The organism is Microvirga sp. BSC39, from assembly GCF_000739015.1.
Lineage (GTDB): Bacteria > Pseudomonadota > Alphaproteobacteria > Rhizobiales > Beijerinckiaceae > Microvirga.
In genome coordinates this window covers 13466-28888 of sequence record NZ_JPUG01000047.1, presented here as the reverse complement: position 1 = coordinate 28888, position 15423 = coordinate 13466, and the positions used below count along the sequence as shown (strand labels likewise).

Below are 15423 nucleotides of genomic sequence, written 5' to 3'. Positions count from 1 at the left end.
TTACCCGAGTACCGCGAGGGTCATCCACTCGGCCGCAAGCGCCGGCTTTTCCGCACCCTCGATCTCGACGGTCACCTGATAGCGCAGCATGGCCTGCGTGGCGGAGCGCATGGAGACGTCGGACAGGGTGAACCGTCCCCTCACCCGTGCGCCCACCGGCACAGGCGAGAGAAAACGGACACGCTCCAGGCCGTAGTTGATGCCCATTGTCCGGCCTCTGATCGCCGGCAGCGCCTCCTGCCCCATGGTGGACAGAAGCGACAAGGTGAGAAAGCCATGCGCGATGGTGCCGCCGAAGGGCGTCTCCGCGAGGGCGCGTTCAGGGTCGACATGGATGAACTGGAGGTCTTCCGTGACAGCTGCGAAGCGGTCGATCCTGTCCTGATCGATCACCTTCCAGGACGAAACGCCGACCTCCTGGCCGACCCGGCTCTTCAGGTCGTCGATAGAGACGGAGATCGGTGCATGTACGTTCATAACGCCGCCTCGCCGAAGATCTTGTGCCCGGTCTCCACGCCGATGCCGCCGTCGAGCGGGATAATGGCTCCCGTCGTATAGGCGCCCCCGCGGCCGCAGAGGAACAAGAGCGCACCTGCGATGTCCTCCGGTCGTCCGATGCGGCCGAAGGGCACGCTGGCCGCAACCAGTGCGCGCTTTTGCTCATCGCCTGTGGCGAAAGCCGTCATGCGGCTCTGGAAAGGTCCCGGCGCGAAGGCATTCACCGTGATGCGGCGCTCGGCGAACTCCTTTGCCAGGATCCGCGTGAGGTGGTGCACGGCGGCCTTGGACGCCGCGTAGGAATAGGCATTGTCGCCGATGGGTGCAGCGCCCATCACGGACCCGAGATTGACGACGCGCGCGGGATCGTCGTCGCTGGCCGCCGCCTCAAGCAGGGGCAGCAGTTGCTGGGTCAGCGTGAAGAGCCCCGCCACGTTGACGGAGAACACATTGTCCCAGGCTTTGTGCGGGAATTGTTCCAGCGGCTCGCCCCAGGTCTTGCCCGCATTGTTGACGAGGATGTGGAGGTGCGCCGTGCGCGCCTTCACCTCGGAAGCCAGCGCCATCACGCCGGCCTCCGTCCCCACATCGCCGGCGAAACCTTCCGCCGTGCCGCCAGCATCAAGCGCATTGAGCTCCCGCGCCACAGCCTCGCAGGCCTCGCCCTTGCGCGAAGCGATCAGAACCCGTGCGCCGGCCCGCGCGAGAGCCTCGGCGATCATGCGGCCAATGCCCGTAGCGCCCCCGGTCACGAGCGCCGTCTTGCCCGCGACCGAGAACAACGAGTTCAGGTAGGCTTCCGTCATGGGCCGCTCACGCGGCCGTGGGAAGGACATAGTCCTTCAGGATCTTGCGCAGCTCCAGCTTGGAGATCTTTCCTGTAGCGGTCAGCGGAATGCTCTCGACGAAGAGCACGTCGTCCGGCACCTGCCAGTTCGCGACCTTGGTGGTGAGATAGGCCAGGATATCCTCCTTGGCAGGGTTTGCATCTGGCTTCGGCACCACCACGAGGAGCGGCCGTTCGCCCCAGCGCGGATGCGGCATGGCGAGCACAGCGCAATTGGCGACACCGGGCGCGCCCAAGGCCGCGTTCTCGAGATCGATGGAGGAGATCCACTCGCCGCCGGACTTCACCAGATCCTTGGTGCGGTCCACAATCTGGAGGAAGCCGTCCGGCGTGATCTTGGCCACGTCACCGGTCTTGAACCAGCCCTCCGGGTCGAGGGCCTGCGCCGTCGCCGCTTCGTTGTTGTAATAGCCCGAAGCAACCGCAGGACCGCGCACGCAGAGCTCCCCGAAGACCTCGCCGTCCTTCGGCAATTCCTTGCCGTTCTCGTCGACGATCTTCATGTCCACGGTGAAAAGACGGCGGCCCTGGCGGACTTTGAGCGCGACCTTCTCGTCAAGCGGCAACTGCTCCATCTCGGGGCTCAGCATGCCGAAGGTGCCGATGGGGCTCATCTCGGTCATGCCCCAGCCGTGGCAGACGCTGATGCCGTAATCGCGCTCGAAGGCCTCGATCATCGGCTGCGGCGCCGCCGAGCCACCGATGATCACATCGGTCAGCCCCTCGGGCTTGCGCCCCCGCTGCTTCATCTCGTGGAGGAGCCCAAGCCACACGGTGGGCACGCCCCAGGCATTGTCGACCTTCTCGGCGTCCATGAGATTGAACAGGCTCGCGCCATCGAGCTTCGCGCCGGGGAAGATCAGCGAAGTGCCGGAGATGGGTGCCGAGTAGGGCAGCGCCCAGGCGTTGACGTGGAACAGCGGCACGACGGGAAGGATCTTTTTTCCCATGCCGAAGTAGCGCGACGCGCCGATCACCGACGTCATGGCATGGATCACCTGCGAGCGATGCGAGTAGAGCACGCCCTTGGGCTCGCCCGTGGTGCCGGAGGTATAGCTCAGCGCCGCCGCGGTGTTCTCGTCGAGATCGGGCCAGGTGATGGTGTCAGGCTGTCCGGTGAGCAGATCCTCGTAGCACTGAAGGCCGTCGAGCCCGTCCTGCGCCGGCATGGTCTCGCGGCCGGTCATCGCCACGAAGGTGATGTTCTGGGGCAGCTTCGGCCGGAGGGCGGCGACGAGTGGCGCGAAGGTGATGTCGAAGAAGAACACCGAGTCCTGCGCGTGATTGATGATGTAGACGAGCTGCTCGGGGAACAGGCGCGGATTGATCGTGTGGCACACGGCGCCGATGCCGGAGATGGCGTAGTAGAGCTCGAGATGCCGGTAGCCGTTCCAGGCAAGGGTCGCCACGCGATCACCCGGTTTGACGCCAAGCGCACGCAGACCATGCGCCAGCCGGGCGACGCGCTTGTGGATGTCCTTGTAGGTGGTGCGGTGGATGCCGCCTTCGGTCGCCACCGAGACGATCTCGGTGTTGGCGTGCACCTCCGCGGCCAGATCGATGATTGCCGGGATCGACAGCTGCCGATCCATCATCATTCCCTTCAACATCGTTTCTTCCCTCCGCTTTTTGCTTATTGTCAGGAATTTATCGGCCGCTCGCGACTTGTCCAGCCTGCCGCAAGGGCGGCATCGAGGCCTGATCCAGAACGGCGATGGTGGCGAGCGCGACCGCCGTCTGTTTCTCACGGCCGTCCTTTTCGGTGAATACGTCCGCCGCCACGATGATCATGCGGCTGCCTGGTTTGAGCACCCGGGAGCGGCAGATGAGCCGATCCCCGTCGGCGGGCGAAAACAGGTTGAGCTTGTATTCGGCCGTGAGGACGCCCTGCCCGGACTTGAGAACAGTCGCGGCCGCAATGGTCGTGCCATTGTCGATCAGGAAAGCCGTGACGCCGCCGTGAAACAGGTCGTGCTGCTGAAGCAAGTCATCGCGACGGGCGACGGAGATCGTCGCGGAGCCGGGCGCCAGCTCGTCGATCTGCGCCCCGACGAGACGCATGAACCCCTGCAGGGCGACGCGCTCCCGGATGCCGGCGGCGCGGCTTTCGAATGGGATTTCATCCATGCGGAACGCCTGCCCCTCTTGCGGAAGAAACAGGGCCGACCCGAAGGCCGGCCCTGTTCATCAAGGTTCTTACTGGCCGAGGCTTGCCGCCTCGACGGTTTCAACCTTGCCGTTCTTGACCACGCCCACGACGATGTTGGCATTGGTGCCGCCGCGATCATCGACGCTGGTGATGCGCGCGGGGTTCTTTTCCGGCGGCAGCTTGCCATAGGCTTCACTGAGCTTGGCATGGATCGCCTTCGGGTCGGAGACGGTTCCGGCGAGCTTCATGGCCTCTGCCACGGCATTCAGGGTCGAGTAGTGATAGGAGGCTTCCGTACCCGGGTTGCGGTCGTATTGCTTCTTGAACTTCGCGATGAAGTCCTCTGTGCCCGGACGCTTGTCGTAGATCAACGGCAGAACGCCGACCGAACCCTCGAGCATGTCCATGCCGCCGGTCACCGCCGCCATCTCGTCGAGCTTGGCCTGGTCCATGACGGCGAAGCCGCCCTTGAAGCCGAGTTCGCGTGCCTGCTTGGCGACCAGAGCCGTCGGCTCGGAGGCGCCGCCGATGAACAGCACGTCGGGGCTGGCGGCGAGCACACGGCTCACGCCGCTGTAGAAGTCCGTATCCTTGTTGTAGGACATCGGGTTCTCGGCCACGATCTGGCCGCCGGCCTTCGTCCAGGCGGGACCCAAGAGCTGCGCCCAGGCCTTGGCGTAGTCATGATCGCCGCCAGCCATGGCGAGCTTCTTGCCGAAGGTCTTCATCTGCACGCTGATGAAGGGCTGCACATAACCCGCAAAGGACGGCGGAATGCGCAGGGTGAGCTTGTTGCCGCGCTCGGTCATGTTCGGCACGCTGGTATAGGCGCCGAGAATGAAGTTGTCCTGCTCGTTGAAAGCCTGGATCGCGAAGGCGCCGCCGGAATGGGGCGTGAAGACCATCGGGGTGTTGTTCTGGGCCTTCAGGCGCTTGGCGTTCACGGCCGCTTCGCTGGGCGAGTACTTGTCGTCCAGCGCCACGATGTTGAACTTGTACTTCTTGCCGCCGACATCGAAGCCGCCGGCGTCGTTGATCTCCTTCGCGGCCATCTCGAGGCCGACCAGGGTGTTCTTGCCGTAGAGCGCGGCGCCGCCGCTGAGCGGGCCGGTATAGCCGATATTCACCGTCTCCTGCGCCGATGCGACGGACGCGAAGCCGGCCGCAAGCGTCACTGCGCCAGCGGTGTGAACCAGGTGTTTCCAAAGAGCCATTTGTTTCCTCTCCTCTTGTTCTTTCTTCACGGGGCAGGAGTTCGACCGCAATCGGCTCCCGTCTCTCTGTTGGCGAACCTTTTGGGCTCGCAGGCTTCCACAACCGGCGCCGGGTCAGGCGCCGATATAGGCTTTCCGAACGCGCTCATCGTTGAGCAGGGTGTCCCGGTCGCCTTCCATGACGATCCGGCCGCTCTCGATGACGTAAGCGCGATGGGCGATCTGCAGGGCCGCATAGGCGTTCTGCTCGGCGAGCAGCACGGTCGTGCCCTTGTCGTTGATCGCCTTGATGACGCCGAGCACCTGCTTCACCACCAGAGGCGCGAGGCCGAGCGACGGCTCGTCCAGCAGCAGCACCTGCGGCCGCCCCATCAGGGCGCGGCCGATGGCCACCATCTGCTGCTGACCACCGCTCAGGGAACCGGCCATGTCGTGCCGTTTCTCGTACAGGATCGGGAACATCTCGAAGACTTGGTCGAGGATCTTCTCGGATTCCTTCTTGTCCTGGCGATGCACGTAGGCGCCGAGAAGCAGGTTCTTGCGCACGGACATCTCGGGGAAGAGCTTGCGCCCTTCCGGGCAATGCACGACCCCGGACTGCACGATCTGCGACGGCTTGCGCCCGGCGATGTTCTGGTCCCTGAACCAGATGTTGCCGCGGCTGAGCTTGCGCAATCCGCTGATGGCCAGGAACAGGGAACTCTTGCCGGCGCCGTTGGCACCCAGCATCACCACGAGTTCGCCCGGCTCCGCATGGATCGAGATTCCGTCGAGCGCGCGGAAGCTGCCGTAATTGAGCTGTGCTCCCTCAAGCCGCAGCATAGTCAGCTCCCAGATAAGCCTCAATCACGCGCTGGTCGGACCGGATCTGCGCCGGCGTTCCCTCGGCGATCATCTCGCCGTGGTCGAGCACCACGATCTTGTCGGCAAGGCTCATGATCATGTCCATCTTGTGCTCGATCAGGCACACGGTCAGTCCCTTGCGGATCATCTTTCGGATGAGTTCGGCGAGACCCAGCGTCTCCTCCGGATTGACGCCGCCCGCGGGCTCGTCGAGCAGCACGATTTTCGGATCGGTGGCGAGCGCCAGGGCAAACGCCACGCGCTTGCGCTCCTCCTGCGAGATGTCCGCCGCCAGATGGTGCGCCACGGAGGAGAGCCCGACGAAATCGAGAACCTCTTCGGCCTTGGCCCGGCAGCGATGCTCGTCCTCTTTCAGGCGCTTCGTATTGAGAACCACGTCCCAGAAGGTGGAGGCGGTACGAAGCCGATGCCCGACGATGAGGTTGTCGAGCACCGTGGCCTTGTCGAACAGGGTGGTCGACTGGAAGGTGCGCGCGACTCCGAGCTTCGCGACCTGATCGGGACGCAAGCCCGTCACGTCCTGCCCGTCGAAGATGATGCGTCCGGAGGTGGGCTTGTGATAGCCGCTCACCAGATTGAAGAACGTGGTCTTGCCGGCGCCGTTCGGGCCGATAATCGCGTTGATGCGGTTCTTCTCGAAGGTGGTGGTCACGTCCCGCACGGCCGTCAGACCGCCGAAGCGCTTGGTCAGGCCCTGGATCTCAAGCATTGGTGCTGACCTCCTGCTGCGAGCCGATCACGGAGCGCTGGAGGCGCCTGTCCTGCATGGAGGCTGCCGCCCGCCGTGCCTGCCTTTCGCGCCAGTAGCCGATGAGGCCCTGCGGGAAATACATGACCAGCAGGATCAGGAGCGGGCCGAACACGATCATCCGGAAATCCTGCAGGAACTGCAGGGACTGCGTCAGCCAGGTGAGCAGGACAGCGCCGAGCAGCGGCCCGAACAGGGTGCCGATGCCGCCGACGAGGATGAAGGCGATCATGTCGAAGGTGTGACTCTCCAGCGCCATGGCCGGGCCGATGAAGCGCACGAAGCCGGCATAGAGCGCACCGGCCATGCCGGCGTAGAAGGTGGAGAGCACGAAGGCCAGAACCTTGGTGCGCATCAGGTTGATGCCAAGCGTCTCGGCCAAGTCCTCACCGTTGCGGATGGCGATGAAGGCGCGGCCGAGCAGCGAATTCACGATCCGGCTCATGAGCCACAGGCTCACCACGAGGAAGAAGAGCACGAGGTAATACTGCGACCAGGTGTTGTCGAAGCGGATAGGGCCTATGCCGGTGGGTGCCGGAATGTCGATGATGCCCACCGTTCCATGGGTCAGTGCATCCGATTTCTCGATGATGAGATAGATCATGAAGCCGACACAGAGGGTGAAGATTGAGAAGAAGTGCCCTTTCAGCCGTAGCGACAGGAGACCGGCGAAGAAGCCGATGATCGCACTCAGGAATCCAGCGGCCACAAAGGCGATCCAGTAGGGCACGCCGTAATCGACGGTCAGGATACCGACCGTGTAGGCGCCGATGGCCATGAAGCCCGCATGCGCGAGGTTGAGCTGACCCGTGTAGCCCAGGATCAGGTTGAGCCCCACCGCGGCGATCGCCATGATGTAGGCGAGCGACATCACGTAGATGTAATAGTCGTTCGCGGCAAGCATCGGGAAGACGATAGCCAGAACCAGCAGGACGGCGAGAAGAGGCTTTTGCAAGGTCTTCGACGTCATGCCCGGGCTCCGCTGGGAAAGAGGCCCTGGGGCCGGAACGACAGGATCAGGACGAGCAGCGCGAAGGCGATGATGTCCTTGTAGTTCGTGGAGACGTAGAAGGCCCCGAAGCTCTCCGCGAACCCAATCACGAGGCCCCCGACGATGGCACCCGGAATGCTGCCCATGCCGCCCAGGATGATGATCACGAAAGCCTTCATGATCACCAGATGTCCCATGGACGGGTAGATCAGGTTGATGGGCGCAAAGAGCGTCGCAGCCACGGCCGCCAGAGCGCCGGAAATAGCGAAGGTGAGAACCGAAACCTTGGTGGCATCGATGCCGACCAGAGAGGCTCCTTCCCGGTTCTGCGCCATGGCGATGATCGTGGAGCCGGTGAGCGTGCGGGTCAGGAAGAGATGGAGCATGAACATCAGGCCGAACGCCGCCGCGATGATAATCAGACGCTGCGCAGGCGCCACGAGATCGAAGAGGCGCACGATCTGCGGATAAGGCGGTGCAAGGCGGTGGAATTCAGCGCCCCAGATCGCCTGGATGCCGGCCTCCAGAAACAGGAGAAGGCCGATCGCCGCGATCATGTCGTGCAGGGGCGGTGCGTTTCTAAGTCGATGAAAGATCAGGCGATCCGACAGAACCGCGAGAAGGGCCACGACGAGCGCCGCTCCGGCCATGGCGATCCAGTAGTTCGCACCCAGCGAACCCACGAGGTAGAAGGCCATGTAGGCGCCGACCATGTACAGGGCGCCATGGGCGAAGTTGGGGATGTGGAGAATCCCGTAGACGAGCGTGAGACCGAGGGCCACGAGCGCATAGACGCTCCCGAGCGTCAGCCCGTTCAGAACTTGCTGAAAAAAGATGTTCAAGGAGCCGCGTCCTCCTCCTGGGCTCCGGGCTCCCATGCTCGACCGCATTCCTGCCTGGCTGGGGCAGGACTCAAGGGCCTGTGACTTGCGGCACCGAACCCTCAAACCGGACGAACCGGGCTCCTCGGATCGTTTCCTCTCGAATGAACGGTACGGTCCTTTTCAGGCTCGCACCGCTGGCAGGGCTTCATTGGCCCTGTCCTGTGTCTGAGAGGAGACTGACACGAGACCATGGCCTCGTCAACGGATCATGGAAGCGGAATTGCACCGATTTCCGACAGCCCGGAATTCATCCTCGACTCCCTCTTAGAATAACCGGTACAGTCGAACTGTTGCACTCGGGGCATCGCTCCCGGGGCCAATTCGTGTTAGGAGCTCAACCATGGGCGGGCTTGGGCCTGCCCTCGGGCCAGGAGCCACGAAACTGCCATGACGCCGACCTCCAACGCTCTTCCGCGCCAGACCAAGCGGTACGAGCAGAAGCGACAGGCCATCCTCGATGGGGCCGTCCAGCTCTTCAACCAAAAAGGATTGAAGGGGACGACCCTGGCCGATGTGGCCCAGAGCGTCGGGCTGATCACCAACAGCGTCACCTATTATTACCGCAAGAAGGAGGAACTGGCGACGGCCTGCCTCCTGCGCTCCATCGAAGCGCTGGACGCGCTCATCGCCGCCGCCCTGCAGCAGGACACCCCGGAGGAGCGCCTGCGGACCATCCTGCGGCTGTATTGCGAGAGGCTGGCGGAAAGCGCCTCGGGAGAGCGGCCGCCGCTCATGAGCTTCAGCGACATGCGGTCGCTCACCAGCCCGCACGTGGAGCTGGTGTTCGACACCTACAACCAGATGTTCCGGCACCTGCGCAGCCTGTACGATCTCGACGGTGCGCCGCCCCTGAGCCGCGCCCAGAAGAATGCGCGCGCCCATCTGCTGATCTCCGTCATGCACGGCGTCCGGCACTGGATCGACCATTACGAGCCCCAGGATTATCGGCGCGTCGCGGACAGGATCGGCGATATCCTGATTCACGGGCTCGCCACCCCGCAAGCGGCGTGGCGCCCCACCGTGCTGCCGCAGATGACCTGGCCCTCGGTCGAGGAGGTGTCGCCGGAAGCGTTCCTGCGGTCGGCCACCATCCTGATCAACGAGCAGGGCTATCGCGGGGCTTCCGTGGAGAAGATCTCGGCCCGGCTGAACGTCACCAAGGGGTCGTTCTACCATCACAACGACAACAAGGACGACCTCGTGACAGCCTGCTTCGAGCGCACCTTTGCGGTGGTGCGGCAGGTCCAGCAGGCGGCCGAAGCGGACGGCGAAACAGGCTGGGATCGTCTTTGCGCCGCAACGAACGAGCTGATCCGCTACCAGATCTCCGATCAGGGCCCGCTGCTGCGCATCTCCGCCTTCAGTGCTCTGCCGGAAGGCCTGAGGGGCCAGACCAAGCGCACCATGGACCGTCTGGCTCAGCGCTTCGGCAGCTTCGTGGTCGACGGTATGGTGGATGGCTCGATCCGCCCGCTCGATCCCTTCGTGGCGGCCCATGTGGTCGACAGCGCCATCAATGCGGCGGCGGAGCTCGAGCGCTGGATTTCAGGCGTCACGCGGGAGACGGCGGCGGATATCTACGCCCGGCCCCTGTTCGTCGGTGTGTTCTCGCCCGAGGCGGAAGCCGAGGCCCAGCCGGCCAGCACGGCGCGCAGCGTCGCGACCAGCGCGAGGGGCTGATCGATCGGTACATGGTGGTAGGCCTCCGGGATGTCGATCACCGGGGTGCCGGGCGGCAGGATGCTGCGCATCCGCGTGATGTCCCCCGCCTGCATCAGGGTGGAATGGGCGCCCAGCAGAACCGCGAGAGGACATTTCGGAGCCGACAGGGCTGGAGCCGGATCCTCCCATTCGTAGTCGCGCCAGAGATACGGATCAAAGCGCCAGGTCCAGCCGGATTCCTCCGGGGTTTCGACCTGGGTCAGCGACGTCCGGGCAATGAAATCCGCGATGAAGAGGTTCTCGCAAGGCTGAGCCGGCACGAGCCGGAAGCGCTTCAGGGCATCCTCCAAGGTCGGGTAGATCTTGTGCGGGCGCATCTCCCAGGCAGCTCCCTTCTCCTTGCGCTCCTTGCGACGCTCGGGGGAGAAGATCGGCGTGTCGATGATGATCCCACCGGCTAGGCGCTCCCCGTGCTGCGCGGCGGCCTCGATGATGGGAAAGCCCCCGAAGGAATGGCCGATGAAGACGGGCCTGACCTCGCTGTCGAACAACCCTGTCGCTTCGGCAACCGTCATCGCCTCCTCGACGAAGATATCGAAGGAATAGCGCTCGCGCCGGTCCGACCCGCCCATGCCCGACCAGGAGAAGGCCGTGCAGCGATAATCGACAGAGAAGAACGGCGCGATGAAGCTCCACCAATCGGCGTGGGCCCCGTTGCCATGGAGGAACAGGAGCCCGGGCCTGCCACGCTCGCCCCAGGTGAGCGTTTCGATCCTGGCGCCTGCCGCCTCCGTGAAGCCCCGCTCCGGCGCATCCGAAAGTGCCCGATCGAACCAGCCCGGCGCGCTCGGACGTGCGCCGGCCAGCGATGCAAGCAGTGTCTGACGCCGCGGTTCGGGAGCCGTGTCGTTCATGGCAGGAGCGATCCTCCTTCAGAGATCGCGGAAGCCCTTGCCCTCGGCGACGAGGCGCTCGAGCAACGCAGCCGGCTTGAAGTCCGCTCCGTACTGCGCCTCATAGGCACGCAGCCGGTCGAGCACTTTGCCCAAACCCACCTGCTCGCCGTAGAACATCGGGCCGCCGCGATAGACCGGCCAGCCATAGCCGTTGATCCAGACAATATCGATGTCGGATGAGCGGATGGCGATGCCCTCCTCCAGGATCTTCGCGCCCTCGTTGATCATCGTGTAGACGCAGCGCTCCAAGATCTCCTGATCGGAGATCGTGCGCCGCTCGATGCCCTTCTTGGCCGAGAGATCGAGGATGATCTGCTCCACGAGCCCGGATGGCTTGGCGTTGCGGTTCTCGTCGTAATCGTAGAAGCCCGCACCCGTCTTCTGGCCGCGGCGATCCTGCTCGCACAGGATCTCGCGCGCGGTCTCCCCCTTCGAGGTCTCGCGCGACCAGCCGATGTCGAGGCCGGCAAGATCGGCCATGGCGAAAGGCCCCATGGGGAAGCCGAACTCATAGAGCACCCGGTCCACGTCCCACGGCATGGCACCTTCGAGGATCAGGCGGTTGGCTTCGCGCTGGCGCGGCTCGAGCATGCGATTACCCACGAAGCCGTGGCAGACGCCCACCAGCACGGCGATCTTGCCGATCTGGCGGCCGAGCTGCATGGCGGTGGCGACCACCCGCTTGTTGGTCTTCTCGCCGCGCACGACCTCCAGCAGCCGCATGATGTTGGCCGGCGAGAAGAAGTGCATGCCGAGCACGTGTTCCGGCCGCTTCGTCATCGCGGCGATCTCGTTCACGTTGAGATAGGACGTGTTGCTGGCCAGAATCGCCCCGGGCTTGGCGATGGCATCGAGCTTGGAGAAGATCTCCTTCTTGATCGCCATGTTCTCGAACACGGCCTCGATGATGAGGTCGCAATCGGCGAGGTCTTCCAGATTCAAGCTGCCGGTGAGGAGCCCCATGCGGCGCTCCACGTCGTCCATGCTCATGCGGCCCTTCTTGGCCGTGCTCTCATAGTTGCGGCGGATGACGCCGAGGCCCCGCTCCAGGGCTTCGGGCTTGGCTTCGACGATGGTGACGGGCAGGCCCGCATTGGCGAAGTTCATCGAGATGCCGCCGCCCATGGTGCCGGCGCCGATGATGCCGACCTTCTTCACCGGCAGGGTCGGCGTGTCGTCGGAGATGTCAGGGATCTTCCAGACCTGGCGCTCGGCGAAGAACACATGGCGCTGCGCCGCCGACTGCTCGCCGCTCACCAGTTCCTGAAACAGCTGGCGCTCCAGCTTGATGCCCTCGTCGAAGGGCCGGTTCACGGCCGCCTCGATGCAGCGGATGTTGTATTCCGGCGCCTGGAAGCCCCGGAACTTGCGGGCATTGGCCTTGCGGAACGCCTCGAAGACCTCCGGCTTGCCGCGGGCTGCCGCAATCTTGTCGTCGAGGTCGCGCACCTTCTTCAGCGGCCGGTTCTCGGCAACCACCTTGCGGGCGAAGGCGATGGCGCTGGCGAGCAGATCGTTTTCATCGACGAGTTCGTCGACGATGCCCATCTCCTTGGCGGCCTTGGCCGAGATCGGGCTGCCGGAGGTGACCATCTCCATGGCACGCTCCGGACCAACGAGACGCGGCAGGCGCTGTGTGCCGCCGGCACCCGGCAGCAGCCCGAGCTTCACTTCCGGAAAGCCGCATTTCGCGGAAGGCGCGGCGACGCGGTAATGGCAGGCGAGCGCCGTCTCGAGTCCGCCGCCGAGAGCCGTGCCGTGAAGGGCGGCGACCACCGGCTTCGACGAGGCCTCGATGAAGTCCACCACCTCGGGCAGCATCGGCTGCTTCGGCGGCTTGCCGAACTCGCTGATGTCGGCACCGGCGAAGAAGGTGCGGCCCTCGCAATGCAGCACTACGGCCTTGACGCTCGCGTCAGCGCCGGCTGCCCGAATGCCTTCCACCATGCCCTCGCGCACCTGCGCCGAAAGCGCGTTCACGGGAGGCGAGTTGACGGCGAGCACGGCGATCTCGCCGTCGCGTCTCAGTTCGACGACGGGATTGATGGGGGTTGCGGAACTCGTCTCGGCCGCGCTGCTCATGCTGTTTTCTCCCCTGATTCGGTGCGCTAGTCTTGAAGACGTGTCTTAGTAGATCTCGAAAAGACCGGCAGCCCCCATGCCGCCGCCCACGCACATGGTGACGACGCCGTATTTCGCACCGCAGCGCTTGCCCTCGACTAGGATGTGCCCGGTCATGCGTGCGCCCGACATGCCGTAGGGATGGCCGATGGAGATGGCGCCGCCGCTGACATTGAGCTTCTCGTTGGGAATGCCGAGCCGGTCGCGGCAATAGAGCACCTGGCAGGCGAAGGCCTCGTTCAGCTCCCAGATGTCGATGTCGTCCACCGTCAGGCCATGCTGCTTGAGCAGCTTCGGCACGGCGAAGACCGGCCCGATGCCCATCTCGTCCGGATCGCATCCGGCCACCGCCATGCCGCGATAGGCACCGAGCGGCTGCAGGCCGCGCCGCTCAGCCTCCTTGGCCTCCATCAGAACAGCCGCCGACGCGCCGTCCGACAGCTGCGAGGCGTTGCCCGCCGTGATGAAGCGGCCTTCCTTCACGCGCAGCCCGTCCTTGAACACCGGGTTCAGCGCCTTCAGGTCCTCGAGCCGTGTTTGCGGGCGGTTGCCCTCGTCCTGCGAGAGCGTGATCTCCCGCTGGGAGGTGGCGCCCGTAGCCTTGTCGACCACGACCATGCGGGTCGTCATGGGAACGATCTCGGCGGCAAAACGCCCTTCGGCCTGGGCCTGGGCGGTGCGCTGCTGCGATTGCAGGGCGTATTCGTCCTGCGCCTCGCGGGAGATGCCGTAGCGGTCGGCCACGGTTTCGGCCGTCTCGAGCATGCTCATGTAGAGCGCCGGAACCGTCTCCACGAGGGCGGGGTCCTTGGCGCGGTAGCGATTCGCATGCTCGTTCTGGACGAGGGAAATCGATTCGAGGCCGCCGCCTACGGCAACGTCGATCCCGTCGACGACGATCTCCTTCGCGGCTGTTGCGATGGCCATCAGGCCGGAGGCGCATTGCCGGTCCATGCTCATGCCGGCAATGGTCGTCGGGAGGCCTGCCCGCAGGGCGGCCTGACGGGCAATGTTCGATCCGGTCGAGCCCTGCTGCAGCGCAGCTCCCATCACCACATCGCCGATCTCGCCCGGATCGATCCCGGCGCGCTTCACGGCCTCGGCAATGGCATGGCCGCCGAGGGCCTGGGCCTGGGTGTCGTTGAAGGCGCCGCGATAGGCTTTTCCGATAGGGGTGCGGGCCGTGGAAACGATGACAGCTTCACGCATCTTGGGATCCTCCCTGGATCGCTGGGGCGGTTGCAGCCCCTTCATTCCAAGCGACCCGACGCCGGCGGCGGCGAGCGCTCCTGACCTTGTCTGGTGTTATTAATGACAAAAGCGGTATGTTTTTGTCTAGCCCAAATCCTTTTGAAAATATGAGGAAAATTCGCGGCACCACAGTTTTTCGAAAAATCGGCTTGCATCTGGAAACGGCGGCGATACCCTACCTCCCATAAAGATTATTGCGCTTTCTGGGGAGGAAGCGAAGGATGCTGGCCCTACTCAGCAAACAGCCGGGCGGACCCGAGACGCTCGTGCTGGAATCCGTGGCCGATCCCAGCCCGAAGCCGGGAGAAATCCTGCTGGCCATCAAGGCCTGCGGGGTGAACTATCCCGATGCGCTGATCATCGAGGACCGCTACCAGTTCAAGCCGGAGCGCCCCTTCGCGCCGGGCAGCGAGGTCTCCGGCATCGTCGAGGCTGTCGGCGAAGGTGTGTCCTTCCTGAAAGCCGGCGACCGGGTGATCGGCTCCTGCGGCTGGGGCGGCATGGCCGAGAAGCTCGCCCTCTCTGCCGATCGCTGCATCCCGATGCCGGATGCCATGCCTTTCGACGAGGCCGCCGCCTTCGTCATGACCTATGGCACCTCCTATCACGCTCTCAAGGACCGGGCCCAATTGAAGGCGGGAGAGACGCTGCTGGTGCTGGGCGCGGCCGGAGGCGTGGGGCTCGCGGCCGTGGAACTCGGCAAGGCGATGGGCGCAAGGGTGATCGCCGCCGTCTCCTCGGACGAGAAGGCTGCGCTTGCGAAGAAGCACGGCGCCGACGAAACACTTGTGTATGCGTCCGGTCCCTTCGACAAGGACGGCCTCAAGGCTCTCGCCGAGCAATTCAAAGCTGTATGCGGCCCAAACGGCGCCGACGTGATCTATGACCCCGTGGGCGGCGACTACTCGGAAGCCTCCTTACGCGCCATCGCCTGGGAAGGCCGCTTTCTCGTGGTCGGCTTTCCGGCCGGGATCCCGAAGCTTCCCCTCAACCTGCCGCTGCTGAAATCCTGCCAGATCGTCGGCGTGTTCTGGGGCGCCTTCGCCCGACGCGACCCGAAGGCCAACGCGGCCAATCTGCGAGAACTTCTCGATCTCTACGCGGGCGGGACAATCAAGCCGGTGATTTCCGAGCGCGTTCCTCTGGCCCGGGCCGGCGAGGCCATCGCGGCCTTGAGCGCGCGCAAGGCTCTTGGCAAGATCGTCGTCACCATGGACGGAGCGGACGCATCATGAGCC

General features: G+C 64.5%; 14 protein-coding genes. 2 read left to right on the top strand and 12 right to left on the bottom strand.

From position 1 onward, the window contains the following. The 9 genes from MA07_RS05955 to MA07_RS05915 all read right to left on the bottom strand — a co-directional run bounded on the left by MA07_RS05955 (position 1) and on the right by MA07_RS05915 (position 8153). Complete coding sequence (locus tag MA07_RS05955) at positions 1-477, bottom strand: MaoC family dehydratase (protein WP_036348000.1); 477 nt, start codon at positions 475-477, stop codon at positions 1-3. After that, the gene (locus MA07_RS05950; protein WP_036347998.1) at positions 474-1304 is read right to left on the bottom strand and encodes an SDR family NAD(P)-dependent oxidoreductase; all 831 of its coding nucleotides are present in this window, start codon (positions 1302-1304) and stop codon (positions 474-476) included. Before MA07_RS05950 ends, MA07_RS05955 begins: the two co-directional genes overlap by 4 nt. A gap of 7 nt (positions 1305-1311) precedes the next feature. Continuing rightward, positions 1312-2955, bottom strand: a complete 1644-nt coding sequence (locus MA07_RS05945; protein ID WP_244445165.1) for a long-chain-fatty-acid--CoA ligase — start codon at positions 2953-2955, stop codon at positions 1312-1314. 37 nt (positions 2956-2992) lie between these two features. Then, on the bottom strand, positions 2993-3472 hold the full coding sequence (locus MA07_RS05940; RefSeq protein WP_036347996.1) for a PaaI family thioesterase: 480 nt from the start codon (positions 3470-3472) through the stop codon (positions 2993-2995). A 69-nt stretch (positions 3473-3541) separates the two neighbouring features. Continuing rightward, positions 3542-4708, bottom strand: coding sequence for an ABC transporter substrate-binding protein (locus tag MA07_RS05935; protein WP_036347995.1), 1167 nt, complete (start codon positions 4706-4708; stop codon positions 3542-3544). A gap of 114 nt (positions 4709-4822) precedes the next feature. Further along, complete coding sequence (locus MA07_RS05930) at positions 4823-5530, bottom strand: ABC transporter ATP-binding protein (RefSeq protein ID WP_036347993.1); 708 nt, start codon at positions 5528-5530, stop codon at positions 4823-4825. Beyond that, entirely contained in the window at positions 5517-6281 is a 765-nt protein-coding gene (locus MA07_RS05925; protein ID WP_036347991.1) for an ABC transporter ATP-binding protein, read from the bottom strand. The genes MA07_RS05930 and MA07_RS05925 overlap by 14 nt, the downstream gene beginning before the upstream one ends. Next, positions 6274-7290 (bottom strand): branched-chain amino acid ABC transporter permease, encoded by a 1017-nt coding sequence (locus MA07_RS05920; RefSeq protein WP_036347989.1) that lies wholly within the window; start codon positions 7288-7290, stop codon positions 6274-6276. Before MA07_RS05920 ends, MA07_RS05925 begins: the two co-directional genes overlap by 8 nt. Next, positions 7287-8153 (bottom strand): branched-chain amino acid ABC transporter permease, encoded by an 867-nt coding sequence (locus MA07_RS05915; RefSeq protein WP_036347987.1) that lies wholly within the window; start codon positions 8151-8153, stop codon positions 7287-7289. The genes MA07_RS05920 and MA07_RS05915 overlap by 4 nt, the downstream gene beginning before the upstream one ends. Positions 8154-8582: 429 nt before the next feature. Between MA07_RS05915 and MA07_RS05910 the strand changes: the two genes are divergently transcribed. Next, complete coding sequence (locus MA07_RS05910; RefSeq protein ID WP_052002882.1) at positions 8583-9875, top strand: TetR/AcrR family transcriptional regulator; 1293 nt, start codon at positions 8583-8585, stop codon at positions 9873-9875. Here MA07_RS05910 and MA07_RS05905 read toward each other — a convergent pair. The 3 genes from MA07_RS05905 to MA07_RS05895 form a co-directional block, all read right to left on the bottom strand. After that, positions 9773-10771 (bottom strand): alpha/beta hydrolase, encoded by a 999-nt coding sequence (locus MA07_RS05905; RefSeq protein WP_052002881.1) that lies wholly within the window; start codon positions 10769-10771, stop codon positions 9773-9775. The two genes, MA07_RS05910 and MA07_RS05905, sit on opposite strands and share 103 nt — an antisense overlap. An 18-nt stretch (positions 10772-10789) precedes the next feature. Continuing rightward, positions 10790-12859 (bottom strand): 3-hydroxyacyl-CoA dehydrogenase NAD-binding domain-containing protein, encoded by a 2070-nt coding sequence (locus MA07_RS05900; RefSeq protein ID WP_036348053.1) that lies wholly within the window; start codon positions 12857-12859, stop codon positions 10790-10792. An 81-nt stretch (positions 12860-12940) separates the two neighbouring features. Further along, positions 12941-14143, bottom strand: a complete 1203-nt coding sequence (locus MA07_RS05895) for an acetyl-CoA C-acyltransferase (RefSeq protein WP_036348052.1) — start codon at positions 14141-14143, stop codon at positions 12941-12943. A 263-nt stretch (positions 14144-14406) separates the two neighbouring features. On the opposite strand from MA07_RS05895, the gene MA07_RS05890 reads away from it, so the two are divergent. Further along, complete coding sequence (locus MA07_RS05890; protein ID WP_036347985.1) at positions 14407-15420, top strand: NADPH:quinone oxidoreductase family protein; 1014 nt, start codon at positions 14407-14409, stop codon at positions 15418-15420. Positions 15421-15423 lie beyond the last annotated feature (3 nt).

Coding starts and splice junctions, on each gene's coding strand:
- MA07_RS05955 (WP_036348000.1), bottom strand. CDS start 477: ATGAACGTACATGCACCGATCTCCGTCTCTATCGACGACCTGAAGAGC.
- MA07_RS05950 (WP_036347998.1), bottom strand. CDS start 1,304: ATGACGGAAGCCTACCTGAACTCGTTGTTCTCGGTCGCGGGCAAGACG.
- MA07_RS05945 (WP_244445165.1), bottom strand. CDS start 2,955: ATGTTGAAGGGAATGATGATGGATCGGCAGCTGTCGATCCCGGCAATC.
- MA07_RS05940 (WP_036347996.1), bottom strand. CDS start 3,472: ATGGATGAAATCCCATTCGAAAGCCGCGCCGCCGGCATCCGGGAGCGC.
- MA07_RS05935 (WP_036347995.1), bottom strand. CDS start 4,708: ATGGCTCTTTGGAAACACCTGGTTCACACCGCTGGCGCAGTGACGCTT.
- MA07_RS05930 (WP_036347993.1), bottom strand. CDS start 5,530: ATGCTGCGGCTTGAGGGAGCACAGCTCAATTACGGCAGCTTCCGCGCG.
- MA07_RS05925 (WP_036347991.1), bottom strand. CDS start 6,281: ATGCTTGAGATCCAGGGCCTGACCAAGCGCTTCGGCGGTCTGACGGCC.
- MA07_RS05920 (WP_036347989.1), bottom strand. CDS start 7,290: ATGACGTCGAAGACCTTGCAAAAGCCTCTTCTCGCCGTCCTGCTGGTT.
- MA07_RS05910 (WP_052002882.1), top strand. CDS start 8,583: ATGACGCCGACCTCCAACGCTCTTCCGCGCCAGACCAAGCGGTACGAG.
- MA07_RS05905 (WP_052002881.1), bottom strand. CDS start 10,771: ATGAACGACACGGCTCCCGAACCGCGGCGTCAGACACTGCTTGCATCG.
- MA07_RS05895 (WP_036348052.1), bottom strand. CDS start 14,143: ATGCGTGAAGCTGTCATCGTTTCCACGGCCCGCACCCCTATCGGAAAA.
- MA07_RS05890 (WP_036347985.1), top strand. CDS start 14,407: ATGCTGGCCCTACTCAGCAAACAGCCGGGCGGACCCGAGACGCTCGTG.